The following is a 22,084-nucleotide window of genomic DNA, read 5'->3' as shown; positions in this document are numbered from 1 at the left end:
CAGTGAAGGATGATTTACCTTGAAAAATCATTTTTCACTGTGAACTGTGCATTGTGCACTAAGTTAAATTCTAATTTGTCAGGATAAATCTAGAACTTATAAATTTCAATAGTTGAAGCGGTATATCTATTGAATGACGAACTATTAATAAATAAAATGGAAAAATACTCTTATAGTATAATAAAAATATTACATTTAGATATATAAAACAATTGAGACTTTAGTATTTATTTAAAATAAATAAGCAGCTGCATTAATGCAATAGCTTATTTACTCAAGAGTGCTTTCATAATTTTAAGGGCTTTACTTTTTCTTTCTGATGTGGCCATTACTACAATAAGGCTATCATTGCTTTTAGAACCAAGTTCACTTGAAAGTTTAGAGCTTTTCGTATATATTCCATAAGTACCTAAATGACCAGACGAATTGGTTTTAGTTAAAAATTTATAATTTGATTTTTTTAAGGAAGAAAATCCTTTCAGTGTTTCTAAGTTTAAAAACATACCAGAAGAAAAGTTTTGTTCAAAAAATTTGGGGTCTACAATAGACATGTCTATATCTTTTGCAGTGATTTTTGTGGCTAATACTTGAAACGTCTGAGGGTTTGAGGCAAGAGAAGCTTTATCAGTAAATACTGAATTTAATGTAATGATTTTTTCTTGTCATTATTTAATATAACTTTATTAATGTTATTTTTTACGGTGGCTAAATTATCTTGACCTATGTAATCACCAACATAAGTTATATTATAATATTCTTCTTGCTTTGTGGCCATAGAATATATAAGAGACACTATTATAGCAATTAATATTAATAAGGCTAGGATATGTAATTTATAGTAGTCCCAGATATAAGATCTTTTTTCTTTAAAAGACATGTTTTTTATTATTTTGGCGACTTCCGGATTTTTCATAAATTAAATCACTTCCTAAGTTAAATGTTTACATCCGTAATATAATATTTAATAATATCATAAATAAAAGGTTTAAACAAATATTTGTTTACTTAAATTATAATGGTTATAGATATTATTTAATATATATGATATAATAAAATTACATTAAACGTTTACTGAAAAGAAGGTATTATTGTGGAAAATGAAAATGTTAAAAGACCTACAATTAAAGATGTAGCAAAAATAGCAGGTGTATCTGTAGCTACAGTTTCAAGAATAATTAATGGATTAGATGGTTATTCTGAAGAAACACGTTTAAATGTTATGAAGACTGTTAATGAATTAGGGTATAGAAGAAATGCTGTTGCTGCTCATTTAAAAATAAAAGAAACCCATGCTATAGGTGTACTTATGCCTAGAATCGATACTGGGTTTTATACGGAAATACTTAATGGAATAGAGGATGCTGCCCATAAAAATAATTATAGTGTAATAATTTGTAATACTGGAAATTCTGGTATTAGAACAATGGAGTATTTAAATGTTTTATGTGAACGTCAAGTGGATGGAATAATTGTATGCAGCATGTCACCAACAGAAGATTTTGATAAAGAAATTCTAGAAACACGCATACCAAGTATTCTTGTTTCAACATTATCTTATAGATGCGCTCTGCCATATGTGAGAGTTGATGATTATCAAGCTTCTTATGCAGCTGCATCATACTTAATTAAAAATGGGCATAAAAAAGTGGCAATGTTGTCAGGTCCTTTAAGTGATCCTATTGCAGGAATTCAAAGAATTAATGGATATAAACAAGCTCTTATTGATAATCAACTTGATATAAATGAAAATATTATTAAATACTCTAAGTTTAATTTTGAAGCTGGCAAGTTAGCTATGAGAGAACTTTTAGAGGAACACGATAAATTTACTGCAATATTTGCTGCTTGTGATACCTTAGCTGTGGCGGCATTGTCTGTAGCTTATGAAAATGGAATTAGTATTCCAGATGATATATCTGTTATTGGATATGATAATACTAAAGAAGCATCTATGTGCATACCACCGTTAACGACTTTAGCACAGCCATTGTCTGAGATGGGAAAAAAGGCTTTTAATATGATAATAAAAAAATAAGTACTAAAAGTGAAGTTGAGAGCATAATTATGCCGTATAAAATTATAGAAAGATCTACGGTAAAAAACATATAGTAGATATTTTTTGCAAATTACGTAAACGATTAACCAAATTTAAAAAATTTTTTATAAAGATAGACTATATAAAGGGTTAATAAAATATTAAAAGGAGTTGATATTGTGGATAAAAATTGGTGGAAGAAAAGTGTGGTTTATCAAATTTATCCAAGAAGTTTTAAAGACAGCAATGGTGATGGCATTGGAGATATAAAGGGTATAATTGAGGGATTAGATTATCTTCAAAAGCTTGGAATTAACGTATTATGGTTATCGCCAATTTACAAATCACCTAATGATGATAATGGATATGATATAAGTGATTATAGGGATGTAATGGATGAATTTGGAACAATGAGAGATTTCGATACTTTGCTCGAAGAGGCACATAAAAGAAAAATAAAAATCATAATGGATTTAGTTGTAAACCATACATCCGATGAGCATGAGTGGTTTAAAGAAAGCAAGAAATCCAAATATAATAAATATAGAGATTATTATATTTGGAGAAGTGGCAAAAATGGTGAGCCGCCTAATGATTGGATTTCATTTTTTAGCGGATCTGCTTGGGAATATGACAAGACAACAGAAATGTATTATCTCCACTTATTTTCTAAAAAGCAAGCTGATTTAAATTGGGAAAATGCTGAAGTTAGAAAAGAAGTTTTTGATATGATGAAATGGTGGCTTGATAAGGGAATAGATGGCTTTAGAATGGATGTTATAAGTCTAATAGCAAAGGATATTGAAATCACTAGAGAGCAAGATTCTAAAGTAACTATGTCAATTATACCTAAAATAAATGAGGAAAGAGTCCATGAATATTTAAAGGAAATGAATAGTGAAGTTTTAAGCAAATATGACATTATGACAGTTGGGGAAACACCAGGAGTAGATCCAGAGAAAGCTTTAAAATTTGTTGGAGAAAGTAGAAATGAACTCAATATGGTATTTCAATTTGAGCATGTAGGAGTAGGAGATGGACCAGATGGAAAATGGGGGAAAAGTGAATTTAATTTAAAAGAATTTAAAGATATAATGTCAAAATGGCAAGATGCGCTTGAAAATGGCGGATGGAACAGCTTATATCTAAGTAATCATGATCAACCAAGGTCCGTTTCAAGATTTGGTAATGATACAGAATATAGAGAAGAATCAGCGAAGATGTTAGCTACATGCATTCATATGATGAAGGGAACACCTTATGTTTATCAAGGGGAAGAGCTTGGTATGACAAATGTTAAGTTCGAAAGCTGGATGATTACAGGGATATAGAAACCTTTAATGCATATAAAGATTATGTTGGAAGTGGTAAAAAAACAAAAGAAGAGATGATGGAGGCGATTTATAAAAGAGGAAGAGATAATGCTAGAACGCCATTTCAATGGGATGATTCTGGGAATGCAGGCTTTACTAGTGGAACACCTTGGATAAAAGTTAATCCAAATTACAAATATATAAATGCAAAAGCTCAAGTAGACGATGAAAATTCTGTGTTTAATTATTATAGAAAACTTATAAGCTTAAGAAAGCAATATGAAATCATAGTTAATGGAAAATACGAGCTTATTCTTGATGATGATGAAAATATATATGCATACTTAAGAAAGTTAAAAAATGAAATCTTGCTTGTAATGTGTAATTTTAGTGATAAAAATTCAGAGTTTAATCTACCGGCTGATATAAAGTACGGCAAAAAAGAAAAAATTATTTCTAATTATAATGTTGATTATGATGAAATTGAGAAAGTTGTTTTAAAACCATATGAAGCTAGAGTGTATTTGTTAAGTAATAAGTAAATTGATTTTTAAATAGAGTAAAGAGTGAAAATTAAAATGAATGATTGTGGGCTGTCGCGCTAAATATAAAAAATTGCGAACTAATTAAAATGAAGGGTTTTACGATGTTTGATACGTAAAAGGTGAACTTTTTCTACTTCCGGTAAAAAATTAATGTAAATATAAGAAGATAATGGCTTTGCCAATTATCCTTCTTATGTATTTTCCTCCTTTTTACTATTATAATTACTTAGTAATTTTTATCTTAAGTGCCTTTTTCTTTTATAAATAAACAAGAATACTGTGCCGCTTAGAGTAATTATAAGTCCAATTTCGATTAGCAGTATTGTATCTAAGGGTGAGCCTGTTTGAGGAAGAACTGCTAATGTATTTTTGGAAGTATTTGTAGAAGCAGGTGCTGCAGTATTTGAGTTATTTCCAGAAGTAGCATTATTTCCGCCAGAATTTGAATTATTTCCACCAGGCTTAGTATTTCCGCCAGGATTGTTGCTTGGTGATGTAGTCTTAACAGGAACAACGTAATTTGTATTATAGATATCCTTTAAATTTGACAAGTTAAGTCCAGTTAAATTGTAATTAGATAAAAGAATTATGCCAGATTGTGCAGGAATATCTACAGTAACCTTGCCATTAACTACAGTATAATGCTCTGCAGGATTAAGGGCATTTATGAGTCTTATTCCATCTGGAAGCGTAGGTACGTCTAGCGTAATTGAAGATATTTTGTCAGTTCGTCTGTTTACAGCTATAACTGCATGATCATTTAGAGCATCACGAGTATACGCTAAAACGTCATCCTTATAATCTGAAGGAACGCTTATAGGTGTTATATCTCCTGTTCTTAATACAGCATTGCTTTTTCTTATAGCAATTAAAGTTGAATACCACTCAACTAGATCTTGATTTCCTTTACCCCATATCATTCCACGGCGATTGTCAGGGTCATCTGCACCAGCAATTCCAGCTTCATCTCCGTAGTAAATACATGGTGTACCTGGATATGTCATTTGTATAAGAGGTATCATTTTCATCTTTGCAAAAGCTTCTGCTGAAGGCTGATCAGCAATAGCTTTTGTGCTCTTTGTAGCTCCATCAAAAGCTGATATTATTCTTTGAGTATCATGGGAATCTACAAGATTAAGCATAGCTTCAAAAGCTTCTTTAGGATATTGTTCTCTCATAGTTTCAAGTTCGTTCATAGCCTCTACAGCACTGTATTTGGTTGTGTTATCATCTGTAGTACCTTTGACAAAGTTCATTACAGGACTTCTAAATCTGTAGTTCATTACTGAATCATACATATCTCCAAGTAGGTATTTTGATGCGTCAGTCCAAATTTCACCTATGATGACATTGTCGCCTTCACCTTTAACGGCTTGTCTAAAGTGTCTCCAGGTTTCATCAGAAACTTCATTAGCAACATCAAGTCTCCAACCATCGGAACCTTGTTTTAACCAGTAGGTTGAATTGGCATCAGGTCCATCAATAATTTCGTTAGCCCAAGTGGTAACATTGTATTCCGAACCATTTAAAGCTTGAATTACAGGCATTGAGTCATAACCGTCCCAACCTTCATAATCATAGTGTTCAGGGTCTCCAGCAGCAGCTGCAACTTTTTATTACTTATTTTAAACCAATCTTTATAGTGAAAATCTGTTATTCCTTGAGAAGTTAGATCTTTAGTTACCTTTTTTTCTGCATCACTTTGACTTAATCCGTTTAAGTTCATTAAATCATAAACTCTAGACCAATATTGATATGCACCTATAGGTTTTCCCTTAGCCATATATTTACCATATCTATCAAAATAAACAGAGTCATCTGATACATGGTTAAATACACCATCGAGAATTACGTGCATCCCCCTTTTATGAGCCTCATTTGCAAGTGATACAAAGTTATCCATTGAACCTAATATAGGGTCTACATTACGATAATCTGTTGTATCATATCTATGGTTTGATATGGATTGACTTATAGGATTTAGATATAATACATTTACTCCTAGTGATTGAAGATAGTCAAGTTTCTTTTGTATTCCTATTAAATCGCCACCATATATTTCATTAGACCACTGGCCGTCGCCCTTCATACCTTTATAATCAGGATTAGGTTTTCCATCAGCTGTAAATTCTAGTGTAGGATCTTCAGGAATTGAATACCAATCATTATAAAATTCATAGCTAGTGTTTCCTCTTGCAAGCTTTTGAGCAGTATCATTTGAAGTATCTCCGTTAAAAAATCTATCCGGAAATATTTGATAAACTACTGCATTTTTAAACCAATCTGGAGTTTTGTAATTTTTATCATAAACATTCATGTCATATAATTTTACTTTTCCAAGGTCATTAGGTGCTCCTGGTCCAAAGTATCCATCATCATCACCATAAGCTTTTACATCGGAACCATTAGTGGCTATAAAATAATATTTGTCCATTTCTATAGTAGAAGATGTATAAGTTGCTGTCCACTTATCATTTCCATCTGAAAAACTGCCATTCAATTTCATCTCGATTTTTTGTATTCCCTTTGGAGTTTGTAATATTAAATAGGCATTAGTTAGATCTCTCTTAGCGGCTTTTAAATTAAAAGTAACTGGTGAATCTGTAGGAATTGCGCCGTAAAGAGATTTATAATCATCGAGCTTTGAGTTAAAGTATAGGGCAGATGTATTTATTTTTTTATCAGATAGATCATTGAAAACTATATCTGTATTGGGATCATAGCTTATAGTAACGACTCTATCCGAAGGGACATTTAGCTCGCCAACTTGAACCTCTTTATTTTCCATTTCTAATTTTAAATCTTTATAATCTCCTTTTTTTAAGGAAATTTTTGCTGAATAAATTCCAGTAAGATTGTCATCCCTTAAATAAGTGCCATCAGGTATTCCAGTGCCAGTCAGCTTTATATCTATTTTTTTATAACTAGTAGAATCAACTATTAAATGAGAGTCATCATTATACCAGAAGGTAACGTCTTCATTTATAGGAACGGTCATTTGTATATTATCTCCACCAGCTCTTGCATTTGCTCCATAGTTTTCGGTCCAGTTACCGTTTGCTGCAACTTTATATTCATAATTTCCAGCAGGTATATTTTTTAGCGTTAATGTGTAAATGCCATTGCCAAGGTAAGTCATTGTAGTCTTTTCAGATGCAGCATCCCAACTTGAACCATCAACAGGTACTTGAATACTTCCTGGTACTACGATTTTTCTTCCTGAGTATTTTGGAAAACTAAAAGTTGAATTTCCATCTGAGGCTAAATTTGAATTTGCTGGATCTATAACATAGTTACCATCTTCAACAAATTTGTATTCATAGGATTTTGCGTCATCACCAAGTCTTAAAGTAATAGCCCAATTTCCATTTTCATCTTTTGTCATAGCCTTTTTGTTAGTTCCCCAGTCAGTGAAATCTCCAGCAATATATACTTCTTTGGCATTATCATTTTTATATGAAAAAGTTACGGTTCCATTATCATTTATAACGGGACTTGCTAATTTTTGTGGAATAGTTTGAAGACCAAGTGCAGTAGAAACTTTATCATTATTATTAATTGAATCATATAAAGATTTATTCTTTATATCACAAATAAAAACAACAAATTTTCCTCCGGAAGGTACTTTTATTGAAGCATTGTTAGTACCATCAGGTATAGCATTATCCCAAGAGTAATTAAGACAAGCTTTATATTGATAAGTACCTTCAGGAATAAAGGCACTATAAATATATTGTCCGTTGCTATCTAGTGGATAAAATTCAAAGCCTTGAAGTTTTTCATTCCAGTTATCATTTCCTTTATTTCTTATTTCACCTATAATAGAAACTTCAGGAGATAAAATGCTGTTAGTGCATATATTTAAATCAGGATTAGAAACAAAAGTTACATTTTGATCCTTGTCCAAAGAAAATTTTATATTGTCATTAATTTCTCCATTTGACCATTTATGATCGTAAGCAATTTTGTATTCATAGCTTCCTTTTTTTAGAGCAAAAGTTTTTTTATAAAATCCATTTCCGATATAATCAAGGTCATAGCTGGAATCATCAGGAGTCCAATCTTTTCCTCCGCTTTGAGCAAGTGTTCCAACTACAGTTGCAGTACTTTTGAATTTATCTGGATTGTTTATTGAGTCATATAATGTTTTATTTTTAAAGTCAACCTTAAAGGTAACTTTACCAGCTTTTGTAACATTTAATGCTTTGTTTTTTCCTCCCTTTTCGAAGTTATCGCCATAACTTTCATCCCAACTTCTATTTAGAGCAATTTTGTAATTGAAGTTACCAGTTGTCTTAAAATCAATAGTTAACTCATATAATCCATTTGAAAATTCTTTCATAATGGAAGCAGAGTTTGTAGGGTCCCAATCATTTCCCATATCCTGTGCTTTTAAGAAATCTCCTACAAGAGTAACAGTAGAGTCAGCTGGCGGCAGGCTTTCATTTTCAGCAGCTTTTATATTTATACCAAAGTTAGGTATTAAGCTGAATAAAAAGAAAAATACTGTCACAAAGCTTAAAAGTTTTGTTTTTTTGTTTTTTTTCATTAATAAATTCCCCCCTAAATTAATGCAATCGATTGCACAAACAAATGCAAACGTTTTTATTTCAAGAAATATATTACACCATTTAAGATATATTTACAATAATTACATAAAAATAAATTTTCATATTTAATTTTTTGACCTTGTGTGGTAAATTTAAATTATTATGGTTTAATAATAAGTCAGCATAAGGGAGAGGAAATTAAAATGAAGAAGAGAGTAGTATTTCTTAGTTTTATTGCAGTAGTAATGTTATTTACTTTAAAGGTTAAAGCAGCAACTTTTAAAGATAATCAAGTTGTGCAAGCTACTAAAGTTTGGAACATCCATTTTAATCAGGAGGTCTCATTTGATGATCTATCCAAGCAAGGAATTATAGTAGTAGATAGCAGTGGAAATAAAGTAAATATTACATTAAGCTTAGGAAATGATAATAAAACAATAGTGGTAAATCCGCCAGTTGATGGGTATAAAGGGGGAAATACATATAAATTAATTATTGCAAATACGGTTCATTCTAAGAGAAATATAAGTATAAAGCAGCAAATTGCAATGAATTTTAGTATTGAAAATAATAGTGAAGATGAAATTGTGACATTTAAAGATGCTAATTTAGAAAAGGTTGTTCGTGATGCTTTAAATAAACCTAATGGTACTATTTATAAAAAGGATGTAGAGAAAATTACATCATTGGAAATGGATGAAAAAATATAACTTATTTGGATGGTATAGAAAATTTTATAAATTTAGAGGACTTTTCTGCAATTAAAAATGACATAAAAGATATTACTCCATTAAAAAAATTAACTAATTTAAAGTGGATTTATTTAGATGAAAATAAAATAGACAGCGTAGATCCTTTGGCAGATTTAGTTAATTTAAAAGGTTTGTCGATGAAAAAAATAACTTGGTCGACATAAGTGGGTTGAAGCGTTTAACGGAATTACGTACGTTGTATTTAGATAATAATGAAATAAATGATATAAATCCATTAAGAAATTTGTATAATTTAATTGCTCTGTCTGTAAATGAAAATAAGATTAATTATATAGAATCTCTAGGTGGTTTGCAAAATCTGGAGGATTTAAGTTTGTCGGGTAATTGTATAAGTAATATAGAAGTATTGACACAATTAAATGATTTGAGATATTTAACTTTATACGGAAATTTTTATTGGCAATATAGACTGCCTAAAAAACGTAAAAAACTTAAGAGCAGTGGATGGATTCTTAATTAGTGATTTAGATAAATATTTTAAACTTTATTATAAGGCTAAAGAAATTATAGAATCTTCCATTAAACCTAATATGTCAGATTTGGAAAAAGAGAAAGCCATTCATGATTATGTTATTTTAAATACTAGATTTGATTATGATAATTATTCAAAAAATGCAGCACCACCTGATGATTATAATGCTTATGGAATACTAATAAATGCTACAGGAGTGTGTGAAGGTTATGCCGAGACGACAAAATTACTGCTTAACATGGCTGGAATTAATTGTATTGTAGTATCAGGACAAGCTAATAATGGTACATGGGAAAGTCATGCGTGGAATATAGTACAAATAGATGGTAAGTATTATCAATTGGATACGACTTGGGATGATTCTGTGCCTGATAGAGCTGGGTATGTCAGCTATAATTATTTTAATATAAGTGATGATGAACTGTCGAAAGATCATAAATGGAGTGATGACTATCCAAAATGTGAATAGCAAATCAATGTAAAAGGGATTACTTATTTAAAACATAGTTTAATAAAAAAAGCAGCAGATTTCATATTTGGCAAATCTGCTGATTCTTATATTTTTGAAGGAAACTAATTAGCTATAAATATAATTTTAATATTAATTTAATAAGAACATTGTCCATATGAATTTTTATAATTTAATATGTCCTCTTTTTTTATTATGCCTATAAATACATTGTTGTCATCAACTACAGGAACAAAGCTTTTATTGTTCATGGAGTTTTCAACATCTTGTATTTCACAATCAATTCCAACAGGCTTATTTATCATATATTTAACTATATCTAGTATTCCAATTTTATTTAAATCCTTAAATTCAAGTTTAGGTGAAGTATTGATTCTAGCAATTAAATCATCCTTTGAAATAACACCAGCATATTCACCTTTGTTATCTAAAACTATAATTTGCATGCAATTATAGTATCTCATTCTTTCAAGTATTTGTCTTATTGTAGAAGTTAATTTCGCATAAACTACTTGTTTTTTAGGAGTTATAAAAAACGCTACATTCATAATTGTTAACCTCTTTTCGTATTAATATTGTTCAGCAAGAAGTTTAATTAATAATATTATTTACAAGTTTATTATATATAAAAATTAAAGCTATGTCCATACTATGTTTGCTAATTAATTAAAAATTAACAAATATTTTTGATAAATTAATAAATGATTTACAAATGTAAATGTTTTTAATAAAAAAGTATCAATAAAATGTATATGTAAATGAAATTATTATGAACTTTATGGAAAATAAATTCCCAAAGGTATAATTTAACATAAATATTTGCTATAATGATAGCATATTTATATTTAATGTATTTTTATATCATAAAGAAGGAAATATAAAAGTATATAATGTGTGATGAAAGAAGAAAATATATTTAAGTTTTAAATTGGCTAGAAGATTTAATTAGATTAGAGAATAAGGAGGAATAACAATGAATTCTTTTAATAAGGATGGTATTTATCACGGATTTAAATTTATATATGAAGAAGAAATTAAAGAAATAAGCTCCAAAGCCTTTATGTTTGAACATGTTAAAAGTGGGGCAAAATTACTTTATCTAGAAAATGATGATGATAATAAAGTTTTTTCAATAAGTTTTAGAACACCACCAAAAGATAGCACAGGCGTATTTCATATTTTAGAGCATTCTGTACTATGTGGTTCAGATAAATATCCAGTTAAGGAACCTTTCGTTGAACTCTTAAAAGGATCTTTAAACACATTTTTAAATGCATTTACTTTTAGCGATAAAACTATGTATCCTGTAGCTAGCAAAAATGATAAGGATTTTTTAAATTTAATTGATGTATATATGGATGCTGTGCTTCATCCTAATATATATAAAACAAAGCAGATACTAGAGCAGGAAGGCTGGCATTATGAACTTAATAAGCCTGAAGATGATATAACATATAAAGGTGTTGTTTATAATGAAATGAAGGGAGCATTTTCATCACCAGAAGGAATTTTAATGAGAAAAATACAAAATTCCCTTTTTCCGGATAATGCATATGGCTTTGAATCTGGAGGAGATCCTAAAGACATTCCAGAATTAACATACGAAAATTTTATTGCTTCTCATAAAAAATATTACAGTCCTGCAAACAGCTATATTTACCTTTATGGAGCCATGAATTTAGAAGAAAAATTAGAATATCTTGATAGAGAATACTTAAAGCATTACGAGAAAATAGAAGTCGATTCAAAAATAAAACCTCAAAAACCAATAGGAAATAATGTTGAATTGGTAGAGGAATATCCTATATTACCTAATGAAGGCGAGAAGGATAAAACATATTTGAGTCTAAATTTTGCTATATCAGAATCAACAGGCCCCGAAACGTACCTTGCATTTGATATACTTGAATATCTTCTCCTTGAAAGTCCTGCTGCTCCGCTTAAAAAAGCACTTTTAGAATCAGGAATATGCAAGGACGTATTTGGAATTTATGATAACAGTATATTGCAGCCGTTTTTTGCAATTACTATTAAAAATTCAGATGAAGACAAGAAAGAAGAGTTCAAAAAAGTTGTTTTGGAAACTCTTAAAAAGCTTATTAGTAAAGGTATAGATAAAAAACTTATAGAGGCAGCAATTAATGTAAAAGAGTTTCAACTTAGGGAAGCGGATTACGGAAGTATGCCAAGAGGACTTGGTTACAGTGTAAAAGCTATGGACAGTTGGTTATATGATCAAAGCCCACTTATAAATTTAAAATTTGAAAATACTTTGAAAAAAATTAAAAAAGCTCTAACGGAAAATTATTTTGAAAAGTTAATTGAAAAATATATTTTAAATAGCAATCATGAGAGCTTAGTAATAATAAAACCATCAAAAGCGGTGGCAGAGCAAAGTGCAAGATCCATAAATGAAAAGCTTAAGGAATTTAAAAAGTCTTTAAGTGAAGATGAAATAAATAAACTTGTTTCGGAAACGGAAAGTTTAAAGAAGAGACAGTCTAGTGAGGATTCTCCGGAGGACTTAAAGAAACTTCCAATGCTGTCTCTAAAAGATATAAATGAAAACTCAGAGAAACTTCCTATTTTAGAGAAAAATACAAATGGAATAAAAATGCTCTATCATGAAATATCTACTAATAAAATAGCATATTTCAATTTATATTTTGATTCTTTGGATGTTCCAGCAGATAAAGTTAAGTACTTATCTCTTCTTGAAGAAGTATTGGGAAAAATTGATACTGAAAAATATAAATATGAAGATTTAGCAAATGAAATAAATATAAAAACCGGAGATATAAGCTTTGTAAATAGCATTTTTGTAGATAAAAATACATCAGATAAGTATTATCCTAAATTTACAATAAAGTCTAAGGTTCTTCAAGATAAAATTGAAGATGCTCTTAAAGTCATAGATCAAATAATGTTCCACAGCATATTTGAAAATAAAAAAAGACTTAAAGATATAATTCAAGAGATAAAATCAAGAATGGAAATGTATATAAATGAAAATGGTCAGTCTGTGGCAGCGAAGAGAATTACTTCCTACTTTTCAACGTCTGGAAGATATAGTGAAGAGTTAAAAGGTTTAGAGTACTATAAATTTATGTGCGATATTGATAAAGATATTGAAGGTAAATATGAAGAAATAAGTTCAAATTTAAAAGAAGTTTCTCAAATGCTATTTAATAAGGATAATCTTATAATAAGCTTGACGGGAGATAAAGATGTTCTTTCAGAATTTGAAAATAAACTTTCTAATCTAAATATTCCAGATAAAAAAACCGAGAGTAATAATGAATTTCCTAAATTTAAAGAAATTAAAAGCAATGAAGGACTTATTACTTCAAGTAAAGTTCAATATGTATGCAAAGGCTTCAATTTTAGAAAACTTGGATATGATTATTCTGGAAAGTTAGAAGTTCTTAAAAATATATTATCATTAAACTACCTTTGGAATAATGTAAGAGTTATGGGTGGAGCATATGGAGTTGGTACGGCAATATCAAAGAGCGGAGATTTCCTATTTTGGTCTTATAGGGATCCTAACTTAAACGAAACTTTAGATGTATACAATAATGCATACAAATTTATAGAAGACTTTAAGGCAGATGATTATGAAATGACGAAATATATAATAGGAACTTTTGCGGGACTTGATGCACCACTCACTCCGAGGAAAAAAGGTGAACGTTCCGATGAAAATTACTTTAAGGGAATAACGGAAGATGAGATACAGAAATGGAGAAAAGAAGTTTTAGGTACAAAGAAAGAAGATATAAATAAATTTTCAAAGCTTTTGAAAGATATTACGGGCAAAAATTATATCTGTGTGCTTGGAAATGATACTAAAATTAAAGAAAATGAAAGTGAGTTTAGCAGTAGTATAGAAGTATTTGAATAAAAATAAAACAGCTGAAATTTAAAATTTATTTGTACTGAAACGACATCTTCTAAGCATTATGGTGCATATATAGTTTTTTAGTTAAGCATGGAGAGGACTAAAGAAGTCCTCTCTATTTTTATGTTCGTAGTTTACTTATACAAGAACAAAATGAATATTTTTACATAAAAATTATAAAACTTACAATGTGAAATCATTTGCATACATTCGTAAAATAAAAATATGTATAAAATATAGGTTATTTTATTATTAATGTTGAAAAAAATTATCGATATGTTAATATATTATCAATAAGATTAAAGCGTATATTTATTACTGTGAATAAATATGCTAAAATAAAAATAACTAGGGGGCAAAAAAATATGAAATCAAAGGTAGTTAAGACGTTAATAGCTGCGTTGACATGTACAATCATGGTTACTTTTTCTGCTTGTGGAGGGGCGACATCAAGTAGTTCAAGTAAGAGCGGAAATGCTAAAAAAATTGTTAATATCGGTATAATGAATGCACCAAGTGGGTTTAACGCACTTGATTCATCGGATTCAGCTCAAAATTATATGACAGAAGTACTATTCAGACCATTACTTGAACTTAATTCGGACTTAAAGTTCATACCATCATTAGCAGATTCTATAACAACAACTGATAACAAAACTTTTGTTGTAAAATTGAACAAGAAAGCTAAATGGACAGATGGAAAAGCAGTAACAGCAGATGATGTTATGTTTACTCTTAATCTTATAACAAATCCTAAGGTATCAGCAACAATTGCGTCAAAGTTCAATATATTAGCTGGATTAGATGCAAGTGGTAAAAACACTTCAGGTAGTGATAGTTTTGATGGAGCTAAAAAAGTTGATGATCATACTATCAATCTTGTTACAAAACAACCAGTTGATATAACTGTATTCAATGATTTAGTTAGTCAATATCTAAAAACTGTTCCTAAACATGTGCTTCAGTCTACACCACTTGATCAAATGTTTAAAGCATCTTTCTTCCAGAATCCTACTGTAACAGACGGACCATTTAAATTAGTTACATATAAAAAAGACCAGTATGTACAAATGGCCGCTAACAAAGATTACTTTAGAGGAACACCTAAGCTTACACAGCTTAATTTCAAGATAATGCAGAGTACTGAAATAACAGTTCAACTTCAAAGTGGAGAAATTGACATGAATGAACCTAATATAGGGATTGTTCCTATTGATGACATTGATAAGATAAAGGCAATGAAAAATATAGCTTTTAATCCGGACAAGCAATCCAATACACTTCAAACATTAGAGATAAATACTACCACTGTAAAAGATCCAAAGGTTAGAAAAGCTATTTCATATGCTATAAATAGAGAGCAAATAGTTAAAAACCTTCTAAAAGGTTCAGGAGAAACAGTTGTTGGTCCATATACTCCATCAAGTAAGTTCTTTGATAAGAGTGCTGGCTTTGGCGGATATGATCCAGCAAAAGCAAAAGAATTATTAAAAGAAGCAAATTGGGATTCAAGTAAGGTGCTCAAGTTTAATGTACCTACAGGAAATACGGTTCGTGAACAGGCAGCAAATATAATAGCACAAAATCTTCAGGATGTAGGAATCAAAGCGCAGATACAAAAATATGATTTTGTTACAAGTTTATCTCTTGGTAAAAAACATCAATTTGATTTATATATAGTTGGACTTAATATTGACGTTGTTAACCCAGATATTTCTTCATATATATCAAGTGGTCAATTGTTAAACTTAAGTGCATATAACAACAAACAATTAGATGATTTATTAGAAAAAGGTAAAGTTACTGTAGATCCTACAGAGCGTACTAAGATTTACAATCAAGTTCAAGAAATATACGCTAATGACATGCCTGCACCAGGAGTATATTGCCCTATAGATCAGGGAGTTTATAACAAGAGAGTAATTTATGGAAAGCCAAGTTCTTTTGGAATGTATGCAGAACTTGAAAAATGGGATGTAAAATAAAAAGTAGCTTATTCTATAATTGGTGGTGAAATAATATGGATGATTTGCTCAAAGTTAATCATTTGAAAACGGCATTTACAATAGAGGGAAATGAAGTTATTCCAGTTGACGATGTTAGTTTTGACCTAAAAAAGGGAGAAACTATTGGAATAGTTGGAGAATCTGGGTGTGGAAAGAGTGTAACCTCTTTCTCTCTCATGAGACTTCTTGGTAAAAACGGAAAAATAAAAAGTGGAGAAGTAATATTTGAAGGAGAAGACATAGCTAAAAAAAGTGAAAAAGAAATGCATGAACTTCGCGGAAATAAAATGTCTATGATTTTTCAGGAACCTATGACTTCTTTAAATCCTCTTTTTACAATTGGAAATCAAATGATGGAAGCTATAATGCTTCATTTAAAAATGGACAAGAAAGATGCAAGAGAATATGCAATAAAGATGCTTAAGGAAGTTGGAATACCAAGAGCAGAAGAGATAATAGATGATTATCCACATACTCTTTCTGGAGGAATGAGACAAAGAGTAATGATAGCAATGGCTTTATCATGTAAGCCTAAACTTCTTATTGCAGATGAACCTACAACAGCACTTGATGTTACAATACAGGCTCAAATACTTGAGCTTATTAAAAAATTACGTGAAAATTATGGAATGTCTGTAATGTTAATTACTCACGACCTTGGAGTAATATCAGAAATGGCTGATAAAGTTATGGTAATGTATGCTGGACAAGTTGTTGAAGAAACAGATGTATTTACGTTGTTTGATAATCCAGAACATCCATATACATTGGCACTTATGAATTCTATACCACAAATAGATGATACTGATGATAAAGAATTACAATCTATTCCTGGAGTAGTTCCTTCACTCTCTAAAATGGTTAGTGGGTGTAGATTTCATACAAGATGTTCAAAAGCAACAGAAAGATGCAAATTAGAAGTTCCAGAACTTAAAAAAATAAAGGATGGGCATTTTGTAAGATGCTTTTTAGTTGAAGATAAGATGAAAAAGAGTGGTGAAGCGAATGAGTAATGCAGAAGTTAATAAAAAAGTAGAGCCGTTAATTGAAGTTAAAAATTTAAAGACTTATTATCCTATAAAAAGAGGAATAATTTCTAGAACAGTAGGATATGTAAAAGCGGTTGATGGAATTAGCTTTAAAATATATCCTGGTGAAACATTGGGACTTGTTGGAGAGTCAGGTTGTGGTAAATCTTCAATGGGAAGAACTCTTATAAAGCTAGAGCATCCTAATGAAGGAGAAATTATTTTTGAGGGCCAGGATATTGCTAAATATTCAAATAAAGAAATGCTAAAAATGCGTTCTGATATTCAAATCATATTTCAAGACCCATACTCGTCACTTAATCCACGTAAAAGAGTAAGTGATATATTATCAGAACCACTTAAAGTTCATAATACTGTTCCAGCAGATCAAATTTCTAAAGAAGTCGATAGGTTACTTGCAAGTGTTGATTTGCAAAAAAAGTGCAAAAAATCGTTATCCTAATGAGTTTTCAGGAGGGCAGCGTCAAAGAATAGGAATTGCAAGAGCATTAGCTCTTAAACCTAAATTTATCATTTGCGATGAGCCAGTTTCAGCACTTGACGTTTCAACTCAAGCGCAGGTTTTAAACTTGCTTAAGGGACTTCAAAAGGAATATAATTTGACATTTTTATTTATTGCTCATGGACTTGGAGCTGTGAAATATATAAGTGATCGTATAGCAGTAATGTATTTAGGAAAAATTGTTGAGATTGGGGCAACAGATGAAATTGTTAACAATCCACAGCATCCTTATACAAAAGCGCTTTTAAGTGCGTATCCAGTACCGAATCCACATTTAAGGGGAAAAAAGAGAGTTATATTGGAAGGTGATGTGCCAAGTCCTGCAAATCCACCAAGTGGATGCAGATTCCATACACGTTGTCCTTACGCAAAAGATATATGCAGTAAAGAAGAGCCAGAATTAAGAAACGGTGATCATGCGGTAGCATGTCATTTAGTGTAATTAATTTAAAAAGGAGGTTAGTTCTGTGCTAAATTACATTATTAGACGTTTAGGTATAGCTTTAGTGGTATTGTTTGGTGTTACTATAATTAGTTTTGCAATAATTAACATGGCACCAGGAAGTCCACTTGATTCAATAGTAGATCCACATATGACAGCTTCAGACCTTGCAGCTAGAAAGGCAGCTCTTGGTTTAAATAAGCCATTATACGTTCAATATATAAGTTGGCTTCAAAATTTATTACATGGTAATATGGGGTATTCATTAACAACCTTTAGACCTGTATCACAAATTATTGGAGAAAGAATTTTACCAACATTAGAACTCATGGGGCATCGTTAATACTGGGAATTATTATAGCAATTCCACTTGGAATTTTAAGTGCAACTAAGCAGTACTCAGTGTTAGATTATATTTGTACATCAGGTTCTCTTTTAGGAATATCAATGCCTACATTTTTCTTAGGTCTTGCGTTAATTTATATATTTGCATTAAAATTTCATCTTGTTCCATCAGGTGGGATGGTTACTATTGGAAATGAAGCAGATGTTGTTGATAGACTAAAGCATCTTATTCTTCCAGCTATTGTTCTTGGAGTTAATACAGCAGGATTGTTTGTAAGATATGTAAGATCGAGTATGCTTGAAATTTTGGAGCAGGATTATTTAAGAACCGCAAGGGCAAAGGGAGTAGTTGAGCGTTTGGTAATAGTAAAACATGCTCTTCGTAATGCACTTATTCCTATTGTTACTATTATAGGACTTCAAATTGCAACTTTGCTTGGTGGTGCATGTATAACAGAACAGATCTTTTCATGGCCAGGAATAGGGCAGCTTACAATTCAATCTATAATGAGTCGTGATTATTCAACAATAATGGGATTAAATCTTTTAGCAGCAGTAATGGTTTTACTTGCTAACCTATTAACTGATATTGTTTATTCTGTTGTTGATCCGAGAATTAAATATAGCTAAGGGGTGATATTAATGTCTGAAGTAAAAACTGAAGTTGAAAATAATGCTAATTCTTTAATTCTTGAATCGGTCCAAAATGAAGAGGAAGAGAGCTATATAAAAGCTGTAGTTCATAGATTTTTAAAACACAAACTAGCTGTTGCGGGTGTTGTGGTTATGGTCATATTGGCTATATGTGCAATTTTAGCACCTGTAATTGCGCCACAAAATCCATATAAAGTTACTAATATATTTAGTGGAGCACCAAGTGCTGAGCATATTCTTGGTACAGATAAGGTTGGAAGAGATGTTTTGAGCCGTCTTATATATGGAGCTAGAGTATCTTTGATAGTTGGTATAGGAGCGGTATCAATAAGTGCCATAATTGGAACTACATTAGGTCTTTTGTCCGGTTATGCTGGTGGATGGCTTGATATGGTAATAATGAGAATAACAGATATGTTTATGTCATTCCCTCAAATGATGCTTATAATGGTAATTGTAAGTATTGTTGGACCAAAGCTTTCAAACCTTATAATTGTACTTGGATTTTTAGGCTGGCCATCAATAGCCCGTTTAGTTCGAGGAAGCACACTTTCTGTAAAAGAAGCTGACTACATAAAATCTACAGTGGTGTTAGGGTTTAGTACACCTAGAATATTATTTATGCATATACTCCCTAATATATTTGCACCAGTTCTTGTAAATATAACTTTTGGAATAGCAAATGCAATAATAATGGAAGCATCACTTAGTTTCTTAGGATTGGGAGTTCAGCCACCTACAGCAAGCTGGGGAAATATGCTTACAGATTCTCAATCTATATCTGTTTTAACATCACAACCTTGGCTTTGGATACCACCTGGTATAATGATAATAATAAGTGTTTTGGCTGTTAACTTCATTGGTGATGGTATGAGAGATGCACTTGATCCTAAGAAATTCAGATAGTGTGAAATAATTATTTTTCAGTACGTTAAATAAAATTCATAAATCTAAAGTCCAAATTTTAAAAAAGTCTAAAAACTTTAAATAACTCGCTGACGCTCAGACAGATTTAAAGTTCTAAGATTTTTTAAAAATTTGGACTAAGATTTATATAATTTTATTTAAATGTACATTCAAAACAATTATTTCACACTAAGCGGGATTAAGGAAAATTTTTCTCCGTTATACTACGAAAAATTGGGGCGAACAAATATCTTTTGTAGTGGCGAGAAAAAATCTAAATGTTTTCAAAATTCTGAATTAAAAAAATTCAGCACTAAGTTTAAGACTTTCTGTAGTGAAGCGGAAGAAAGTTAACCTTAACTGTGAACTGTGCATTGTGCACTGAAAAAGTATTAATTGTAAAGCTTTGATAAACATATTTTAAAGCTTTCAGCCTATTTATACATAGTATGGAATATAAGGAGGGCTATTTACGATAGATTCAGAAGAGGTTTCAAAATTAGTTGAAGATAAAAAGAGTGAATTCATATATGCAAATGATGAGATATGGGAATTTGCAGAGACAAGATTTCAGGAATATAAATCTAGCGAGCTTTTATGCGACGTATTACAAAAGGAAGGTTTCACTATTACAAAAGCTGTAGCCAATATTGATACAGCTTTTGTTGCTACATTCGGAAGTGGAAAGCCTAAGATTGGTATTTTAGGTGAATTTGATGCTTTATATAATCTGAGCCAAAAATCGGATACGGATGTAAAGGAGGCAATTATTCAAAACGGAAATGGGCATGGCTGCGGACATAATGCCTTAGGGGCCGGTGCACTTGCTGCAGTTGTTGCGGTAAAAGATTATATGATTAAAAATAATATTAAAGGAACTATATGTTATTTTGGATGCCCAGGAGAAGAAGGTGGCTCAGGAAAAGCATATATGGCAAGAGAAAAAGTTTTTAATGATGTGGATGCTGCTTTCACATGGCATCCAGCGGATGTGACAGGAGTAGTTGAGGGCAGTTCACTTGCAAATATACAAGCATATGTTAGATTTTATGGGAAAAGTGCTCATGCAGCAGCTTGTCCACATTTAGGAAGAAGTGCTTTAGATGCAGTAGAACTTATGAATGTTGGAATAAATTATTTAAGAGAACATGTAATAGAGGATGCAAGAATGCACTATGCGCTTACCAATGGTGGAGGACTTTCACCAAATGTTGTTCAAGCATTTGCAGAAGAACTTCTTTTGGTAAGGGCACCTAAGATGTCACAAACTAAAGAGATATATGAACGTGTTAAGAATATAGCCAAAGGTGCAGCACTTATGACAGATACTAAAGTAGAAATAATATTTGATAAAGCGGCTTCAAATGTTGTTGTCAATGATACCTTGAGTAAAGTTATGTACGAAAAAACTTTTAGAACTAGGACAAATAAAATTGACTAAGAAAGAAGAAGAGTTTGCTAAAAAGATTAAAAATACATTAAGTGATGAAGAAAAAATAACTGATAAAGTTATGATGGACTCTATAAAAGAGTACAAGTTTACAGAAAAAGCTGCGCCAGGATCAACAGATGTTGGTGATGTGAGTTTTGTTGTTCCAACAGCTCAAATTAATACCTCTTGTTGGGTGCTCGGAACAGCCGGACATTCTTGGCAGGTAGTTGCTCAAGGGAAATGCGGTTATTTACACAACGCTATGATTTTAGCTGGTAAAGTTATGGCACTTTCAGCATTAGAGCTTTTTGAAAATAATGAGATAATAGTTAAGGCAAAAGAAGAATTGAAGGAAAGATTAAATGGTGAAGAATATATCTGCCCTATACCTTCTTATATAAAACCGCACTTGACGGTCAAATAAACTTTAATATAGTTATCACAATATAAAAATATTGCGAAGTAATAACTAATTTTTTTTTTCGCCTAAAAAAAGGCGAAAAAGCTAAGGGTGAAGGGTTTTAACTTGCTCTGCTCGCTAAAAGGTGAACTTTTTTACCTTCAGTAAAAAGTTAATGATGATTTTTTTCTTACGTTTTTACTACAGAAAATCTTTTAATTTATTTATTTTTTCCGTAGCGAAGAGGAGGAAAAATTACCTTTAACTTTATGGATTATTTGTGTTGTTAT

Annotated in this window: 18 protein-coding genes and 2 pseudogenes; 15 read left to right on the top strand and 5 right to left on the bottom strand. The window is 30.9% G+C overall.

Going from position 1 to position 22,084, the window contains the following annotated elements:
- Positions 1-266: 266 nt before the first annotated feature.
- On the bottom strand, positions 267-551 hold the full coding sequence (locus AGR56_RS12035; RefSeq protein ID WP_053242436.1) for a hypothetical protein: 285 nt from the start codon (positions 549-551) through the stop codon (positions 267-269).
- An 89-nt stretch (positions 552-640) separates the two neighbouring features.
- Positions 641-913: a hypothetical protein gene (locus AGR56_RS12030; protein ID WP_053242435.1), complete on the bottom strand. Its 273-nt coding sequence runs from the start codon at positions 911-913 to the stop codon at positions 641-643.
- Between the two features lie 177 nt (positions 914-1,090).
- On the opposite strand from AGR56_RS12030, the gene AGR56_RS12025 reads away from it, so the two are divergent.
- Entirely contained in the window at positions 1,091-2,035 is a 945-nt protein-coding gene (locus tag AGR56_RS12025; RefSeq protein WP_347460476.1) for a LacI family DNA-binding transcriptional regulator, read from the top strand.
- Between the two features lie 179 nt (positions 2,036-2,214).
- Positions 2,215-3,890 (top strand): annotated as a pseudogene (locus AGR56_RS12020) (alpha-glucosidase).
- 239 nt (positions 3,891-4,129) lie between these two features.
- Here AGR56_RS12020 and AGR56_RS12015 read toward each other — a convergent pair.
- Both AGR56_RS12015 and AGR56_RS12010 read right to left on the bottom strand, forming a co-directional pair.
- A complete protein-coding gene (locus tag AGR56_RS12015; protein WP_053242434.1) occupies positions 4,130-5,440 on the bottom strand; it encodes an alpha-amylase family glycosyl hydrolase in 1,311 nt (436 codons plus the stop codon).
- Positions 5,431-8,442, bottom strand: coding sequence for an alpha-amylase family glycosyl hydrolase (locus AGR56_RS12010; RefSeq protein WP_053242433.1), 3,012 nt, complete (start codon positions 8,440-8,442; stop codon positions 5,431-5,433). The genes AGR56_RS12015 and AGR56_RS12010 overlap by 10 nt, the downstream gene beginning before the upstream one ends.
- A gap of 204 nt (positions 8,443-8,646) precedes the next feature.
- Here AGR56_RS12010 and AGR56_RS12005 point away from each other — a divergent pair, with 204 nt between their 5' ends.
- Genes AGR56_RS12005 through AGR56_RS11990 form a run of 4 tightly spaced genes read left to right on the top strand, consistent with a single transcriptional unit; the run spans position 8,647 to position 10,157 of the window.
- Positions 8,647-9,153 carry a hypothetical protein gene (locus tag AGR56_RS12005; protein WP_053242432.1) on the top strand — a complete coding sequence of 169 codons (507 nt, stop codon included), beginning with the start codon at positions 8,647-8,649 and terminating at the stop codon, positions 9,151-9,153.
- Positions 9,154-9,158: 5 nt separating this feature from the next.
- The gene (locus AGR56_RS12000) at positions 9,159-9,359 is read left to right on the top strand and encodes a leucine-rich repeat domain-containing protein (RefSeq protein WP_053242431.1); all 201 of its coding nucleotides are present in this window, start codon (positions 9,159-9,161) and stop codon (positions 9,357-9,359) included.
- 5 nt (positions 9,360-9,364) lie between these two features.
- On the top strand, positions 9,365-9,676 hold the full coding sequence (locus AGR56_RS11995) for a leucine-rich repeat domain-containing protein (RefSeq protein ID WP_198150056.1): 312 nt from the start codon (positions 9,365-9,367) through the stop codon (positions 9,674-9,676).
- Positions 9,657-10,157: a transglutaminase domain-containing protein gene (locus tag AGR56_RS11990; protein WP_053242429.1), complete on the top strand. Its 501-nt coding sequence runs from the start codon at positions 9,657-9,659 to the stop codon at positions 10,155-10,157. Before AGR56_RS11995 ends, AGR56_RS11990 begins: the two co-directional genes overlap by 20 nt.
- A gap of 137 nt (positions 10,158-10,294) precedes the next feature.
- Here AGR56_RS11990 and AGR56_RS11985 read toward each other — a convergent pair whose 3' ends face one another.
- On the bottom strand, positions 10,295-10,705 hold the full coding sequence (locus tag AGR56_RS11985; protein ID WP_053242428.1) for a CBS domain-containing protein: 411 nt from the start codon (positions 10,703-10,705) through the stop codon (positions 10,295-10,297).
- Between the two features lie 425 nt (positions 10,706-11,130).
- On the opposite strand from AGR56_RS11985, the gene AGR56_RS11980 reads away from it, so the two are divergent.
- From AGR56_RS11980 to AGR56_RS20805, 9 genes and pseudogenes are all read left to right on the top strand, one after another.
- A complete protein-coding gene (locus AGR56_RS11980; protein WP_053242427.1) occupies positions 11,131-14,061 on the top strand; it encodes an insulinase family protein in 2,931 nt (976 codons plus the stop codon).
- Between the two features lie 362 nt (positions 14,062-14,423).
- The gene (locus AGR56_RS11975) at positions 14,424-16,043 is read left to right on the top strand and encodes an ABC transporter substrate-binding protein (RefSeq protein ID WP_053242426.1); all 1,620 of its coding nucleotides are present in this window, start codon (positions 14,424-14,426) and stop codon (positions 16,041-16,043) included.
- 35 nt (positions 16,044-16,078) lie between these two features.
- Positions 16,079-17,077 (top strand): ABC transporter ATP-binding protein, encoded by a 999-nt coding sequence (locus AGR56_RS11970; protein ID WP_053242425.1) that lies wholly within the window; start codon positions 16,079-16,081, stop codon positions 17,075-17,077.
- A pseudogene (locus AGR56_RS11965) lies at positions 17,070-18,057 on the top strand (dipeptide ABC transporter ATP-binding protein). Before AGR56_RS11970 ends, AGR56_RS11965 begins: the two are co-directional and overlap by 8 nt.
- A 25-nt stretch (positions 18,058-18,082) precedes the next feature.
- A complete protein-coding gene (locus tag AGR56_RS23470; RefSeq protein WP_347460475.1) occupies positions 18,083-18,400 on the top strand; it encodes an ABC transporter permease in 318 nt (105 codons plus the stop codon).
- A gap of 59 nt (positions 18,401-18,459) precedes the next feature.
- A complete protein-coding gene (locus AGR56_RS23465) occupies positions 18,460-19,032 on the top strand; it encodes an ABC transporter permease (RefSeq protein ID WP_347460474.1) in 573 nt (190 codons plus the stop codon).
- A 12-nt stretch (positions 19,033-19,044) separates the two neighbouring features.
- On the top strand, positions 19,045-19,962 hold the full coding sequence (gene opp4C, locus AGR56_RS11955; RefSeq protein WP_053242424.1) for an oligopeptide ABC transporter permease: 918 nt from the start codon (positions 19,045-19,047) through the stop codon (positions 19,960-19,962).
- Positions 19,963-20,437: 475 nt separating this feature from the next.
- A complete protein-coding gene (locus AGR56_RS11950) occupies positions 20,438-21,403 on the top strand; it encodes an amidohydrolase (protein ID WP_198150091.1) in 966 nt (321 codons plus the stop codon).
- Positions 21,396-21,818, top strand: coding sequence for a hypothetical protein (locus AGR56_RS20805; RefSeq protein WP_198150055.1), 423 nt, complete (start codon positions 21,396-21,398; stop codon positions 21,816-21,818). The genes AGR56_RS11950 and AGR56_RS20805 overlap by 8 nt, the downstream gene beginning before the upstream one ends.
- The last annotated feature ends 266 nt before the right edge of the window (positions 21,819-22,084 follow it).

Source organism: Clostridium sp. DMHC 10 (assembly GCF_001270375.1).
GTDB lineage: Bacteria > Bacillota > Clostridia > Clostridiales > Clostridiaceae > Clostridium_S > Clostridium_S guangxiense.
This window is presented reverse-complemented; position numbering and strand designations above follow the sequence as displayed.